Annotated in this window: 12 protein-coding genes and 1 pseudogene; 6 read left to right on the top strand and 7 right to left on the bottom strand. The window is 53.4% G+C overall.

What is annotated here, in order from left to right; translation table 11 throughout:
• The first annotated feature begins 190 nt into the window (after positions 1–190).
• The 3 genes from QMX98_RS07105 to QMX98_RS07095 all read left to right on the top strand — a co-directional run bounded on the left by QMX98_RS07105 (position 191) and on the right by QMX98_RS07095 (position 4098).
• The gene (locus QMX98_RS07105) at positions 191–862 is read left to right on the top strand and encodes a heavy metal response regulator transcription factor (RefSeq protein WP_077748456.1); all 672 of its coding nucleotides are present in this window, start codon (positions 191–193) and stop codon (positions 860–862) included.
• On the top strand, positions 859–2229 hold the full coding sequence (locus QMX98_RS07100; protein ID WP_221105933.1) for a heavy metal sensor histidine kinase: 1371 nt from the start codon (positions 859–861) through the stop codon (positions 2227–2229). Before QMX98_RS07105 ends, QMX98_RS07100 begins: the two co-directional genes overlap by 4 nt.
• Before the next feature lie 309 nt (positions 2230–2538).
• Positions 2539–4098: a sensor domain-containing diguanylate cyclase gene (locus tag QMX98_RS07095; RefSeq protein ID WP_282410496.1), complete on the top strand. Its 1560-nt coding sequence runs from the start codon at positions 2539–2541 to the stop codon at positions 4096–4098.
• A 563-nt stretch (positions 4099–4661) separates the two neighbouring features.
• Here the strand turns inward: QMX98_RS07095 and QMX98_RS07090 are convergent.
• Complete coding sequence (locus QMX98_RS07090) at positions 4662–5639, bottom strand: DMT family transporter (RefSeq protein ID WP_282410485.1); 978 nt, start codon at positions 5637–5639, stop codon at positions 4662–4664.
• Positions 5636–6208 carry a TetR/AcrR family transcriptional regulator gene (locus QMX98_RS07085; RefSeq protein WP_077748453.1) on the bottom strand — a complete coding sequence of 191 codons (573 nt, stop codon included), beginning with the start codon at positions 6206–6208 and terminating at the stop codon, positions 5636–5638. Before QMX98_RS07085 ends, QMX98_RS07090 begins: the two co-directional genes overlap by 4 nt.
• Before the next feature lie 444 nt (positions 6209–6652).
• Between QMX98_RS07085 and QMX98_RS07080 the strand changes: the two genes are divergently transcribed.
• Positions 6653–6889, top strand: coding sequence for a hypothetical protein (locus QMX98_RS07080; RefSeq protein WP_077748452.1), 237 nt, complete (start codon positions 6653–6655; stop codon positions 6887–6889).
• 105 nt (positions 6890–6994) lie between these two features.
• Here the strand turns inward: QMX98_RS07080 and QMX98_RS07075 are convergent, their stop codons facing one another.
• Positions 6995–7459: a hemerythrin domain-containing protein gene (locus QMX98_RS07075; RefSeq protein ID WP_077748451.1), complete on the bottom strand. Its 465-nt coding sequence runs from the start codon at positions 7457–7459 to the stop codon at positions 6995–6997.
• 565 nt (positions 7460–8024) lie between these two features.
• Here QMX98_RS07075 and QMX98_RS07070 point away from each other — a divergent pair.
• On the top strand, positions 8025–8489 hold the full coding sequence (locus tag QMX98_RS07070) for a DUF3429 domain-containing protein (protein WP_221105930.1): 465 nt from the start codon (positions 8025–8027) through the stop codon (positions 8487–8489).
• Positions 8486–9805, top strand: coding sequence for an AarF/ABC1/UbiB kinase family protein (locus tag QMX98_RS07065; protein WP_221105929.1), 1320 nt, complete (start codon positions 8486–8488; stop codon positions 9803–9805). Before QMX98_RS07070 ends, QMX98_RS07065 begins: the two co-directional genes overlap by 4 nt.
• A 250-nt stretch (positions 9806–10055) precedes the next feature.
• Here QMX98_RS07065 and QMX98_RS07060 read toward each other — a convergent pair whose 3' ends face one another.
• From QMX98_RS07060 to QMX98_RS07045, 4 genes and pseudogenes are all read right to left on the bottom strand, one after another.
• Complete coding sequence (locus QMX98_RS07060; RefSeq protein ID WP_010460266.1) at positions 10056–10298, bottom strand: AbrB/MazE/SpoVT family DNA-binding domain-containing protein; 243 nt, start codon at positions 10296–10298, stop codon at positions 10056–10058.
• Positions 10299–10362: 64 nt separating this feature from the next.
• Positions 10363–10644, bottom strand: coding sequence for a hypothetical protein (locus QMX98_RS07055; RefSeq protein ID WP_282410484.1), 282 nt, complete (start codon positions 10642–10644; stop codon positions 10363–10365).
• Between the two features lie 263 nt (positions 10645–10907).
• A complete protein-coding gene (locus tag QMX98_RS07050) occupies positions 10908–12278 on the bottom strand; it encodes an NAD(P)/FAD-dependent oxidoreductase (RefSeq protein WP_077748449.1) in 1371 nt (456 codons plus the stop codon).
• 305 nt (positions 12279–12583) lie between these two features.
• A pseudogene (locus QMX98_RS07045) lies at positions 12584–12748 on the bottom strand (IS5/IS1182 family transposase); the annotation flags it as partial.
• Positions 12749–12870 lie beyond the last annotated feature (122 nt).

Genomic DNA, 12870 nt, shown 5'->3' with positions numbered 1-12870 from the left:
TGTGATCAGCAATGAAGTCGATAGGCTTGTACGCATGCTGTTTCCTTGGTTGGTTGGTTGAGTCTGTCTGGGTCATTGCCAGACATCATGACCAGCCCGCTCCGTCAGAATGATTACCTCCTGATTACCAATATGTAATGTGAGAAATCAGCGAAGCGGGCTAGCCTGTGCGCCAGTCCTGGAGGAAAAAATGCGTATCCTGGTGGTTGAAGATGAAACGAAAATGGCGGATTACCTGCGCAAAGCCCTGACTGAATCGGGCTATTCGGTAGAGATCGCTCTTGACGGCCTCGATGGCCAGCATTTGGCACAGGAGAGTGAGTTCGATCTGATCATTCTGGATGTCATGTTGCCGGGGTTGGACGGCTGGCAATTGCTGCAAATCATCCGGCGTAAGTGGCAGACCCCGGTACTGTTTCTTACCGCACGTGATTCGGTTGATGATCGGGTCAAAGGGCTGGAGTTGGGGGCTGATGATTATCTGGTGAAACCCTTTTCCTATGCCGAGTTGTTGGCACGCGTACGCACTTTGCTGCGCCGTGGCCCGCCTCGCGAGGTGGAGCATTTTGTGGCTGGCGACCTAAGTCTGGACTTGTTGCGACGCAAGGTAACGCGCAACGGAGAGCGCCTCACCCTGACCAATAAGGAGTTCGCCCTACTGCACTTGCTGCTTAGTCGTGAAGGGGAGGTGCTATCGCGTTCGTTGATTGCCTCACAGATCTGGCAAATGAACTTTGACAGTGACACTAATGTGGTCGATGTCGCCATCCGCCGACTGCGCGCCAAGGTTGATGATCCTTACCCGCTGAAATTGATCCACACAGTCCGTGGTATCGGTTACATGCTCGAGGTGCAATCTTGACTCTGTTTCCGCGCACTCTGAGCCTGCGCCTGGCGATCATGTTCGCATTGGTCAGCGCACTGTTATTGGGCTCCATCGGTTTTTATCTTTATCAATCGTTACAGCGAGAGATTGCGTGGCGCGACGACCAGGCCCTGCTGGGACGCCTGGAGCGAATGCAAGCATTGATCAGCGATAGCGACAGCATCGAGCAACTGCGAGGTCGGCCCAAGCTCTACGAAAACATGTTGGGCAATCGCGACAGTCTGCTATGGATTGTCGATGACACCGGCAAGGTGTTGATCGAAATCAACCCGGTGGGTATGACTTTTCCAAAGTTGCCGGCTGCCCCCCAGGCGCGCCTTGTTGAGGATCACTCTTCCGAGGCTGTGCGGCTTGCCTGGCAGGATGTCATACAAGGTGATCGCGGCTTGACCTTGATCGCTGGCAAGTTGTTGGGTGAGCGCGAGCAGATGCTGGGGGTTTACCGACTCAGGCTTTGGCTGGCCATGTCAGTCGGAGCGCTATTGGCTTTTGGATTCGGTTGGTGGGTTAGTCAACGAGGCCTGCACCCTGTGCGCCTGCTGGCCAAGCGCGCCGCTGGAATCGATGTGCAGCATCTGCATCTGCGGCTGGATGAGTTCAGTGAGCTGAATGAACTCAAACCGCTCTGTAATGCCCTCAACCAGATGCTTGCACGTCTTGAGGACGGATTCGCCCAGCTTTCACGTTTCTCGGAAGACCTCGCCCATGAGATGCGAACCCCACTAGGCAACCTGATGGGACATACCCAACAAACTCTGAGGCGCAGTCGCTCTATAGAGGACTATCAGAACCTGCTGGTTTCCAATCAGGAAGAGTATGAAAGGCTGGCCCGCATGATCGACAGCATGCTGTTTCTCGCTCGCACCGAGCAACCAAACGCTTGCGTAAAATTCGAGCAAATCAACCTGCACGATCTGATCGAGCAGCTCTGTGAGTATTTCGAAGGGGTAGCGCAAGAACGAGATGTACAGCTGATAAACCAGGCCCAGGATCAATTGCTGGGTGATCCAGGCTTGATCCGTCGAGCACTTGCTAACTTGCTGGCGAATGCGCTGCGCTACGCAACTCCTACCTCTGCAGTGACGATCAGCAGCAGGGTTTTGGAGCACCGTCTCGACATCACTGTGCACAACCACGGCGAGCCGATTGCGGCAGAACATCTTCCACGATTGTTTGAGCGCTTTTACCGGTGTGACCCATCACGCAATCAACCCGACGATTCCGGAGGGCTGGGATTGGCCATCGTTCGTTCGATTATGCAACTGCATGGCGGTCGTATAACCGTTGATAGCACTGACGCAGGTACGAGCTTTCACTTGGAGTTTCCCCTTATAAACGCCTGAGCTCGAACCGAAGGTATTGCACACGACACAGCGAATACTGGCAAATTGCCCTATAGTGAGTTTCGTTGCGGTGGTGACCATCTAGGAAGCAGCAAATGGAGCTCGAAAATTTTTCTTTCGAGCACATGCGAAAGGGGTAGCCGCAGTGCAGAGCAGAAATCGTATCGGATCTGATTCCTTGGGAGTTGTTTTCAATGCTCAGCGACCTTCAAATCGGCATTTATCGGTCGTTCACCCGCGATCTCTTTTAGCTTCAACGGTGCTTGCCAAGGCTCGGCTCTCGCTCTGCGCTTTGGAAAAGTTAAAGTGATGCTTACTAGGCGGCGCAGCTCCCTGGCAGGTTTCATTTTCCTCGCTGTCGGATTGGTTGTTTTTTCAGCTCTGTTACTGCTGAAGTCTGAGACTGAACGTAGAGAAAAGCGTTTCTCGGAATACGTACAAAATATTTCCGGCATCGTGCGCAATCAGCTTGATACTAATGAGGCTGTGCTGGCGGGTTTCTCGGCATTTCTTCAAGCCGTCGATCAGAGCGATACGGAAGCTGCGGCCCGGTATGCAGCCGTCGTTTTAGCCGCTTACCCTCATATTTATATGCTTGAGGCGGCGCGGGCGGTACCCATCGCCGAACAGGCGGCTTTTGAAGATCTGTTGCGCCGTACTTGGCGACCAGACTTTCAACTCAAGGATTTTCCGAGTCTCACTCACCAACCTGCGCAACATCAGGTCTATCTCAATGAGACTTGGCCTGTATTGTTCATGTACCCTTTACTCCCTGAATCGAGTTCGATCTATGGCGTCAAGCTAGAAACCGTCGCCTATCTCTCCTATGCGTTGGCTCGAACACACAATAATCAGAAGCCGGTCGTATCGCCTGTTTTCTCAATGTATGAGGGGGGGAACGCTTACATTCTGATGCAGTCAGTCATTCGTCCTGAACAGGATCGAGGGAACACTCGCCCCAATTTCTTTGGCAGCACGATGGTGTCTTTGCTTTTGATCAAGACGGACTCGCTACAGGAGGCTGTGAGTTATGCGAACGTAGATCCCCTGGTTCGCGTCAGTGCTGTCCTGAAAACCGCTGCAGGATCTGAAAGCAATGTTTTTTCAACGCAGACCGAGCAAGCCTGTATCTTGGATCGCTTCCTATTACCGGCGCTATCTGACCGAGTCGAGATCAGGAATGTTTCACAACCGATGATCTTGTTGTTTGAGCGTCAGTTGCGATTGGGGGATATTCTGACCGCGGAAACATTGATCATCCTTGCGGTTCTCGCGGGGGCATTCGTGCTTGTGCCTGTGGTATTGACTCGGCATTTCAAAGCGATCGAAAGAGCAGAGGTTGAACACGAACGCTCGGCTTATCTCGCAACTCATGACGTGCTCACCCAACTGCCTAATCGCTACCTTTTCGCCGATCGATTTGATCAGGCCTTCTCCGATTGGAAAGTGAACGGGGTTCCATTTGCCGTGCTGTTGATCGACCTGGATCACTTCAAGGATATCAACGATAAGTACGGCCATGAGGTCGGCGATCAGGTTCTCCGAGCGGTCGCAAATCGCATGCTTCAAGCCACTCGCTCGTGTGACACCATCGCACGCTACGGCGGGGACGAATTCGTGATTCTGGTTACAGGCATTACCCACACCGAGAGTGCGGAACTGAAGGCGGCGAGGGTGCTCGAAACCATCGCGCAGACAGTCGTGACCAGTGCAGGAGAGCTTTCAATATCGTGCAGTATTGGCGTCTCGCTGTGTCCTACCCATGGCAAGAGTCTCGATACATTGCTTAAGGCGGCGGATCAGGCCATGTATGGCGTTAAACAACTGGGGCGAAAAGGAGTCGCGATGACTGAGTCCCCGGAAGCTTGAGATGCTCACTAGCACCGCTAGTCGCTTAGTCAGGCAAGGATCCATCGGATGTAAATTTACTTTAGCGTCCCGTTGGCCTCGATGCGGCATTGGCCTTCGTCATATTTAAACTCGCAGCACGCCCCCCTAGAACAAAACGGGAACCCAACAAGGCGTCAGTTTTTATTTGCGCGTTACTGACTTAGAGGCGGCTTTGCCTTTTGCGGTCTTTCTTCGGTAGCGATCTTGCGTCTAGGATATTCCGGCTCATTTAGTCGCTAAGTTCGGCAACAAAGACCCAGGGAGCCTGTCAGGTTCTGTTAGAAATGCTCTGAATACAGATATCATTTCTGCATATCGGCATTCCGACTTCCGATGCGGCCTATCAGGTTGAAATACCTTGAAATCCTTACGTGATTGAGCCCCCCCGCGTCTCTCTAAGTTTGATTTCGCAATGCCGGGCCCCTCCGACAGCTACGCCGTAACCGTCCGCCAAACACACCTTCCCGACTCCGGCACTCAGGGTAATGATGCCAAATCAATCCAAAGTGGACACCTAAAATGCCCGTACCGGCGCAGTCGAATTAGTTTTGGCCAAGGTCAGTTATCCCACCACGCGTCGCGAGGCTGTTTTGCCTGCGATAAAAGGCGTGAATTGCCCATACCACCCCGACCAATAGCAACCCTGTCCCAAGCGCTTCCATAGGAGAGGGCCAGCGTTGGTTGATCAGCAGGCCCATCGTAGTTGCATAAATGGTTCCGCTGGCGATCAATTGCCCGCTGAGCGCCAGAGGTAGACGTCGAGTTGCAATTGACCATGCCCAGGCACCCGCAAGGGTAGCCCCTAACCCCTGAATCAACCCACAGACTAATAGCGCCTGAGTACCTGCTAACCCGCTCGGATGGCTAGCGAAGTGGGACAGGTTCAAGTGCAGACCAACGGGTATGAACGCCAGCATCTCGACGCTGCACATGAAGATCAGCATGGCTGACCACAACATGGGGGACATGCTTGGGCGCTGAGCCAAAGCACTTTCATTTAACAATCCAAAGCCCGTCCAAAATCCAATTGCCATTAACGATGCGAGCAGCCCCAGCAGTATCGAATGGGTCGGGAGCACCACCTTTGCGGCGCTAAAATCAAACACGCTCAAGTTGACCAAACTTATGCCCAATGCCGCCACCAGCAGCGGCCCGGCAATGGCGCGCCAGGGCACGCTGGAGCTTCGCATGTTGCCGGCGATCGCAAGCACAATCGGTACTGACCCCATCATCACCGGAGGGATCACCGGCCCAGCTGCCAAGACTGCAGTGGTGATCAGGAAGAAGTAGCCGATGTATCCCAAGAAGCCCAGCAGTGCGGCACAGGCCCAGTCGCTCAGTCGCAATTGCCTAACTTCGCTGCGGTAAACAAACAGCACAAGCAGGCTACCTAAACCGGCAAAGGCATAGCTCACCACAGCCAGATCAAAAAGGCTGTAATCGCCGACCAACCCCGGAAAGATGTAGAGCAGCGACCATGAAAAAGTGGCGGCAATGGCCGCCAATAGGCCTAGGGTCATACGCTCTGCTCCTGTTGGGCCTGCTTCCGGATCCAGCAATGAGCTACGCGTCGGGCAGTGTCGAATACCCTGACGTCCTGGCCCATGGCGCCGCTGACAAAACTGCCCTCCAGTAAGATAAAAAGCCCCTCAGCAACTACGTCAGGGTCACTTATACCGGCGCTCACGGCCAAGGTAGTGAGATTGTCGCGTATCCCTTGCTTATGCCTGCTCACTGCCAAATGCACAGGGTGGCTAAACTGGGGGAATTCGGCCGCACTGTTGACGAACAGGCACCCGCGTTCGCTGTCTTGTAAAAGAAAGCGTTGATACAAATCGAAAAAAGCGAGCATGCCACTGACCGGGTCAGGATGCCCTGCCAAGGTGCGCTCTACCTCTTCACGCCAGCGTCGGTCGCGCTCCTCAAGGCAAGCCACTATCAGCGCATCCTTGGAGGGGAAATGGCTGTAGAGCGTCATCTTGGTAACACCTGCCATCGCGGCGATGGCCATCACACCAGTAATGTATATACCTTGTGAAAGAAACAGCTTCAGCGCTGAGTCAATCAAGCGTTCACGGGTATTGTCCAATTTAAGGCACTCCGGCATAGGGACGGAGCTAACTATACTGACCGGTAAGATTGGGGTGCATCCAAATACGACCTGAATCATGGCCGTTACGACGCAGACCGCAGTATGCAAAAGCAGCAGTAAATCGCAGGATTTGGCCAGCCAGGACGTTCGTTACGCTAACTAAACGCACCCTGCACCCGAGTGGTTAACGCATACGCTCTTGCCTCTGGTATGTGACGGGAATCGATCCACGGGTAAGGATGTGCATTTATGGGGCTAATTGTAGAGGTCGGCAAATCGCCAATAACATCATCTTTGAAGCCGATTACGCTTGCAGCGACGTTTGAGGGCTTGCCTATTACACCGGATACATTACCGAAGCTGGAACAAGCCCGTTTTCTGGCAATTCAGTACCACGATGCTATCTTTTAACGGCTTCCAACCGAAATGGAGTTCTATGAAATGGCTAGTCGTCTTCAAGAAACCGATCGCTTCGAAGCAATAGGTAAGTCTGGACGGCAATACACGATTGTTGAATCAACGAGCCAGTCGTCACGAGACGCCATGATTGGCGATGAGTCAAAGTGGGTTAACGGATCATCATATTTGCGCGCGATAGATTTTGGGCCGGTCAGTCAAATCAGCGATTCCGAGTTTATAATTTTTCTCACCGGAGAAAAAGTTAGGAGGCTTAAATGAGCGCATTGCAATATTCCGATTACCAAATCAAGTAAAGCAAACCGAGCTTGTTAGATCGCGAATCTGAGTAGTAGCTAGAATATTAAGGCCTACGGTAAGACGCAATTAATGCCACTGACGCTTTATTTCCTGCCACTGCTCGTCTGCCAGCCATTTATCTGCCAACGGAAAGAAAATATTTTCCTCCGAGTCCATATGATCGAAATATTTTTTGATAAAGTCATCGATAGTATCAGCAATTACTCTCGCTTCCTGAGTTGTGTCCTCCAACATCTTCAGCTGTCCAGCAATGCGCCCAAATGCTTGATGATCTCGCTCGATATCCTTGACCCGTTGGTGGATCGGCGCCTCAGTCGCTAGCAATGCCAGCCTAATAAGTTCTTCATTTTCATGGTGGTGTCGTTCTGCATCACCATGCATGGCTTCCAGCATCTTGAACAACAGCTTGCAGTCATCAGCACCATCGGATTCGGATTCATGCCTCATCTTCCTCAGCAACTCTTTGATCTGAGTGATTTTTATAGCGACCTCATGATGATATGCCTGAAGTTCTTTCAACAAGACGTTCATATCAAAACCTCTAAACGACACCAAACCGTCACGGCGAAATATTTCTTAACCCGCGACCTCCAAGGCAAACAATTTTTTAAATCTCCATATTTATCAATGCCTTGTTAGCCGAGCTCACCAGCATGATTTAACATTATTAGTATAGGCGAGCACAGAGTTCGCGCTTTGTCTCGCTGAAAGGAGGTCTGTAAACATCTTAAACTCGCCGCAGGGCAGGGAGCCTTGGACGACCAGGCAAAGCACAGCTGGCGCGGTTTCCCTATTAATTTTGGTTTCAAGAATCTGTTCATTGCATTGGAACGCTTTAAAAACCCGATCACTAAGAACTGAAGACTGGAAGGGTTCTAGGGTGCGGTCGACTTGGTAAATGCAGGCACTGAGCATGATCTCAAGGATGCGAAACTCCTCATATGCCGTCGCCTCCTTGCCCGCAAAGCAATGGGCAATGATCCAATTCTACAAAGCGATTCATTACGCTGACCCCAGCTTCGGATCGCCATCAATCTCGCCCAAGCGGGGCTTTTGGGCCTACAGTCTTGAGTGTCGCTCACTGCAAGGAATACAAATGAACGCGTTGCCTTCAACCTCTCTGCCAAAGCACGTCAGCCTGCTGGGTTATGGCGGTCTGTTGCCGTTTATTTTTCTGACGCTGCTGATCCCGTTCTCGCTCGACTATCGGCCGTTGTTTGCGATTGCGCTTGTTAACTATGGCGCAGTCATCCTGAGCTTCGTCGGCGCCTTACACTGGGGCTTCGCCATGACCGTGCAAGACATGAGCGCCGAGCAGGGCAGAGACCGGTTCATCTGGAGTGTCATTCCTGCGCTTGTTGCTTGGATTGCCACGTTACTGCCAATGCCATTGGGTTGCTTGCTGTTGGTCATCGGCTTTGTTGCCCACCTCCGGCAGGACAGGCAGCTGTTGCGGGTTACGAGCTTGCCCGCTTGGTACTTGCCGATGCGATTACGGCTTACCTTCGTGGCGAGCGTCTGCTTGCTGCTTGCCGCGATCGTTGAGGCGCTTCATTCATGAAGCCTCGTGAGCCCGGTTCGTTGCCCGTGCCTGGCAGCCGCTTATCGCGGTTGATGCGTTTTGGCAGTTTGGCCTCGGGCGTCGCGGGCGGCATGCTAGCCGAAGGCGCTCGGCAGTGGGTTCAGGGCAAACGTCCGGCGCTCAGCGAACTTCTGTTGACGTCGGGCAATGTGCATCGGGTGGTCGAGCAACTGTCGCAACTGCGTGGCGCCGCCATGAAGGTTGGCCAGTTGTTATCGATGGACACAGGTGATTTGTTGCCGCGCGAGTTCAGCGAAATCCTTTCTCGTCTGCGTTGCGACGCTCACCCTATGCCTATGAGCCAGTTGGTGGCAGTCCTCAACGAAAACTGGGGCAAGGGGTGGGAAGAGCGCTTCGAACGGTTTTCCTTCACGCCATTGGCGGCAGCGTCCATCGGCCAGGTTCATGCTGCGAAAGATAAGGACGGCCAACGCCTGGCGATCAAGGTGCAATACCCTGGCGTGCGCGAGAGTATTTCCAGCGATGTGGATAACGTTGCTACCTTGCTGCGCATGTCCGGGATGCTGCCTAAAGGCATGGACATCGGCCCATTGCTCCAAGAGGCCAAGCGTCAGCTACAGGATGAAGCGGATTACATGAAAGAAACCGAGCACCTACAGCGCTTTGATCAACTGTTGGCGGACAGTCCTGACTTTCTGGTTCCTCGTGCGTATGCCCAGTTCAGCACGCCAAATATTTTGGTGATGTCCTTCGTTGATGGAGTAGCGGTGGAGTCACTAGAGCACGCGCCGCAGGCAGAGCGCGACCGGATCATCATGTTGCTATTCGGCCTGTTTCTGCGCGAGGTGTTTGAGTTCCAGTGCGTGCAGACCGACCCTAACTTTGCCAATTACCGTTATCAGCAAGACTCCGGCCGGATGGTATTGTTGGACTTCGGCGCCACGCGACTTTATGACCGCAACACTACCGAGGCTTATCGCCGCTTGTTGATTGCAGGCCTGCATGAAGACCGTGCCGCCATCACCAATGCCGCGCTGGACGTCGGCTACTTTCAGCCTGAAACGCTGCCCAAACACCGAGCGGTGCTCACTGATCTCATTACACAGGCCTGCGAGCCACTGAGGCATCAAGGTACCTATGACTTTGCGACGTCTGACCTGGCCGTACGCCTACGTGATACCGGTTGGGAACTAGGTGCCGACCGCGACTTCTGGCACACGCCACCTGTGGATGTACTGTTTCTGCATCGCAAGGTGGGAGGCTTGTACCTGTTGGCCGCGAAGCTGAAGGCGCGGGTGAATGTCCGGAGGCTGTTCGAGCCTTACGTGATGTGAGCGCTTTATGGACGATTAATGCTCGTCCTGGGTACCACTACTGCTTAACCAGGCCTTTACATAATTCTCGGCCCGCAAGTATCTGATCTCTGATTCAATTGGCGATTTGCTGGGCTGCGGAGCTATAGCTACATCGGCTATCGCTCATTCGGGCTTAAGCCCGGTTCGACCCAAAGTATTCATATGCCCTGAGCGATTCACTCCGCAGTTGGCCTGCCACGATTGATTCGCGAAGCGCATTGCAGCTGTCTCATTTCTCCTGGGCGTTACCAAGCTGCCTGCTATTCCATGCTTCCGTGAGCTCGTCTATCAGATCCGTGATTTGAGGCTTTTTTGATAGGACAAGGCAGCGCGTATTGCCAACAAATTCTTCTATCAAATACACAGCGTCGCCGACATCCAGTTCCAATTCCTGCAGCGCTTCGTCCGGAATTCGAATAGCGCCGTCACCATCCCATTCTTCAATGATGACCTTCAAAGGGGGCTTTCTCACGTGTGGTCTCCATTGGTTCTAATTCTGAAGCCGTCCAATGCCTTTAGATTCACTGCGGCGTGTTTTACAGATCTGGATAATCGTCCAGCCTAAGGCTAGGAGCCCCCGTCTCCTGAGACTCACGCTTAGGCGTATGTATCACTCCGGCTTCGGCATCTGCACGCATTTGCTCTAACTCTTTGTGAAAAGCCTTGTCCTGAACCGTGGGCTTACTGGTGTATGGCTTCCGTTCGGGTTCAGGCTGTGCTGCATAAGTCGTTACCGCATCAGGGTCGTGCTGTAGCTTTTCTTGAGCTTGCGATTCGAGCATTGCACGTAGCGCATCTTTGTCGGGTCGAGTCAGCAATTTGTCACTCCTATGAGGAAACCAGGCACCCAGTAATCGACTAGGCCAGTGGCCGGTTGGGGAACATCCAATCGATCGTGTCGAAAATTTGGGCTGCAGATACAGCCACAGGATTTCAGGTCGAAGAGAGGAGGCGGATCATCAATTTCTTCCAACACGGCGATCGTGTGAAATTGGGAACATGCCAGGGATGATTCCGTACTCGATCTTATCGGTCGACTGGATAGGGGAGTGCGAACGTGCCTGGCTCAGGCTTGGCTGATTCATGTAGATACCTTTGCAGGCTTCGATTGCTTGCCGTGCAGAAAGGCTTCCAGTGAATCGTCCATCGCATCCATCCACGGCGTGTGATGCACGGGCGCCATGGTGCCGGTCAGCGTGGAGCGGTAGCTTTTGTTGCGATAGCCGAGGATGTCCGCTTCTTTGTCATGCTCCCACTCCTTGAAGATATCAGCCACGGCGAGAACATCGAAAGGCGGGTAATCGGTGGGCTCAAGCAGGTCGAGTATGTAGGCGGCTTGATAGTCGATGGCTTCAAAGGGATCGGCCACTTGCTCTTCGCGAGCCACCCATTCACGGCTGTCGCTGACCATGGCTTGCTCTACTGGTAGCGTGATGCGGCCAAGCATAATGTCCCGGGCATACCAGGCCTGGGCATCGAACATGTTGAACGTGTAGTACTGATCCTGCATGCCGAGGAACATCAGCTTCGGATTGGCCAAAGACACGATGCCTTTGTACAAGCCTTCCGGGTAGAGCCGGTTGCGCGTGGTCAGCGTCAACTCGTTGGGCATGAACGGGAAGTGATGCTGATACCCGGTGCACAGGATGATCGCGTCGACCTCTTTGCTGGTGCCATCCTTAAAATGTGCGGTCTTGCCGACCACATGGGTGAGCAACGGTACTTCGGCAAAAGATTCCGGCCAATCAAAGCCCATAGGCTTGGTGCGATAGCTGAAAGTAACCGACTTGGCGCCGTACTTGTGGCACTGCGTGCCGATGTCTTCTGCGGAGTAGCTGCTGCCAACCAGCAGCAAATTTTTGCCTTGAAACTCGCATGCATCGCGGAAATCATGGGCATGCAATACGCGACCGGGGAACTGCTCCAAGCCTTCAAAGTAGGGCGCGTTGGGGGTCGAGAAGTGCCCGGTGGCGACGATTACGTGATCGAATTCTTCGGTGATCAGTTGGTCTTGCTTGAGGTCGCGCACGGTGACCGCGAACTTGCCGGTGCTCTCGTCATAGGCAACCCAATGCACCGCTGTATTGAAACGGATGTGCTGTCGCACGTTGCTTTTGGCTACGCGGCCGATGATGTAGTCTCGCAACACGGCGCGTGGCGGGTAGGAAGGAATCGGCCGGCCGAAGTGTTCTTCGAAACTGTAATTGGCGAACTCCAGGCATTCCTTGGGGCCGTTTGACCAGAGATATCGGTACATGCTGCCATGGACGGGCTCGCCATACAGATCCAAACCGGTGCGCCAGGTGTAATTCCACAGACCGCCCCAGTCACTCTGCTTTTCGTAGCAAACGATCTCGGGGGATTCAGCGCCGTCGCAACGGGCAGCTTCAAAAGCACGTAATTGTGCCAAGCCGCTAGGGCCGGCGCCAAGAATGGCAACTCTAAAAGTCATAAAGACTCCTTTCTTCAGGCGGTTCATCGCGCGCGGGATCTTGGCCCTGACGACGACTGAGCGCGGGAAAGAGTGATGCTCGTACCGGCAACGGTCGGGCCATCAAGCTCTGTAGTGATGCGCACTAAAATCGGCTTTACCGATAGTGCAATGTGATGAAGGCAGCATCTGTCGGTGAAACAGAAGGCCGGAGGGTGGGCAGGCCACCAATGAAGCGAGGGTTCTCGAGAAAACGCTGGAAGGCAGCGTTCGATCCGGTCAAACAGGAGAAAAAATGCTTGAAACCGGTCAGAACGTTAACACACCTGACGTAGGGAGAAGCCTTTTTCCTGCAAAGAACCATTGATGATGGTGAAGATCGCATGGGCCAACTTATGTATTTCCAGCAGGTGCCGGAAGGTCATGATCGTGGTGTCTTCGGAGTTAGACGCACTGATGGTCAGGCATGCGAACTGACGTATTGGCGCGATTCATATAGCGCTTCCTCCATCCTTCGAGCCACCGGCTCGGCTCAGTACGTCAGATGAATCCCAGTTGGTCATCGCACGAATCGCTTGAGTGACAGGCGACTCGCTATCACCTGCACTCAGAG

This window comes from Pseudomonas sp. PS02303, assembly GCF_029959925.1.
GTDB classification, from domain to species: Bacteria; Pseudomonadota; Gammaproteobacteria; order Pseudomonadales; family Pseudomonadaceae; genus Aquipseudomonas; species Aquipseudomonas mandelii.
Note: the sequence above shows the minus strand (reverse complement) of the source record. Positions and strands in the feature narration are given on the sequence as shown.

Excerpts from the sequence above, each read along its gene's own strand:
- QMX98_RS07050 (WP_077748449.1), bottom strand. The coding sequence starts at position 12,278 with ATGACTTTTAGAGTTGCCATTCTTGGCGCCGGCCCTAGCGGCTTGGCA.
- QMX98_RS07080 (WP_077748452.1), top strand. The coding sequence starts at position 6,653 with ATGGCTAGTCGTCTTCAAGAAACCGATCGCTTCGAAGCAATAGGTAAG.
- QMX98_RS07070 (WP_221105930.1), top strand. The coding sequence starts at position 8,025 with ATGAACGCGTTGCCTTCAACCTCTCTGCCAAAGCACGTCAGCCTGCTG.
- QMX98_RS07090 (WP_282410485.1), bottom strand. The coding sequence starts at position 5,639 with ATGACCCTAGGCCTATTGGCGGCCATTGCCGCCACTTTTTCATGGTCG.
- QMX98_RS07095 (WP_282410496.1), top strand. The coding sequence starts at position 2,539 with ATGCTTACTAGGCGGCGCAGCTCCCTGGCAGGTTTCATTTTCCTCGCT.
- QMX98_RS07105 (WP_077748456.1), top strand. The coding sequence starts at position 191 with ATGCGTATCCTGGTGGTTGAAGATGAAACGAAAATGGCGGATTACCTG.
- QMX98_RS07065 (WP_221105929.1), top strand. The coding sequence starts at position 8,486 with ATGAAGCCTCGTGAGCCCGGTTCGTTGCCCGTGCCTGGCAGCCGCTTA.
- QMX98_RS07075 (WP_077748451.1), bottom strand. The coding sequence starts at position 7,459 with ATGAACGTCTTGTTGAAAGAACTTCAGGCATATCATCATGAGGTCGCT.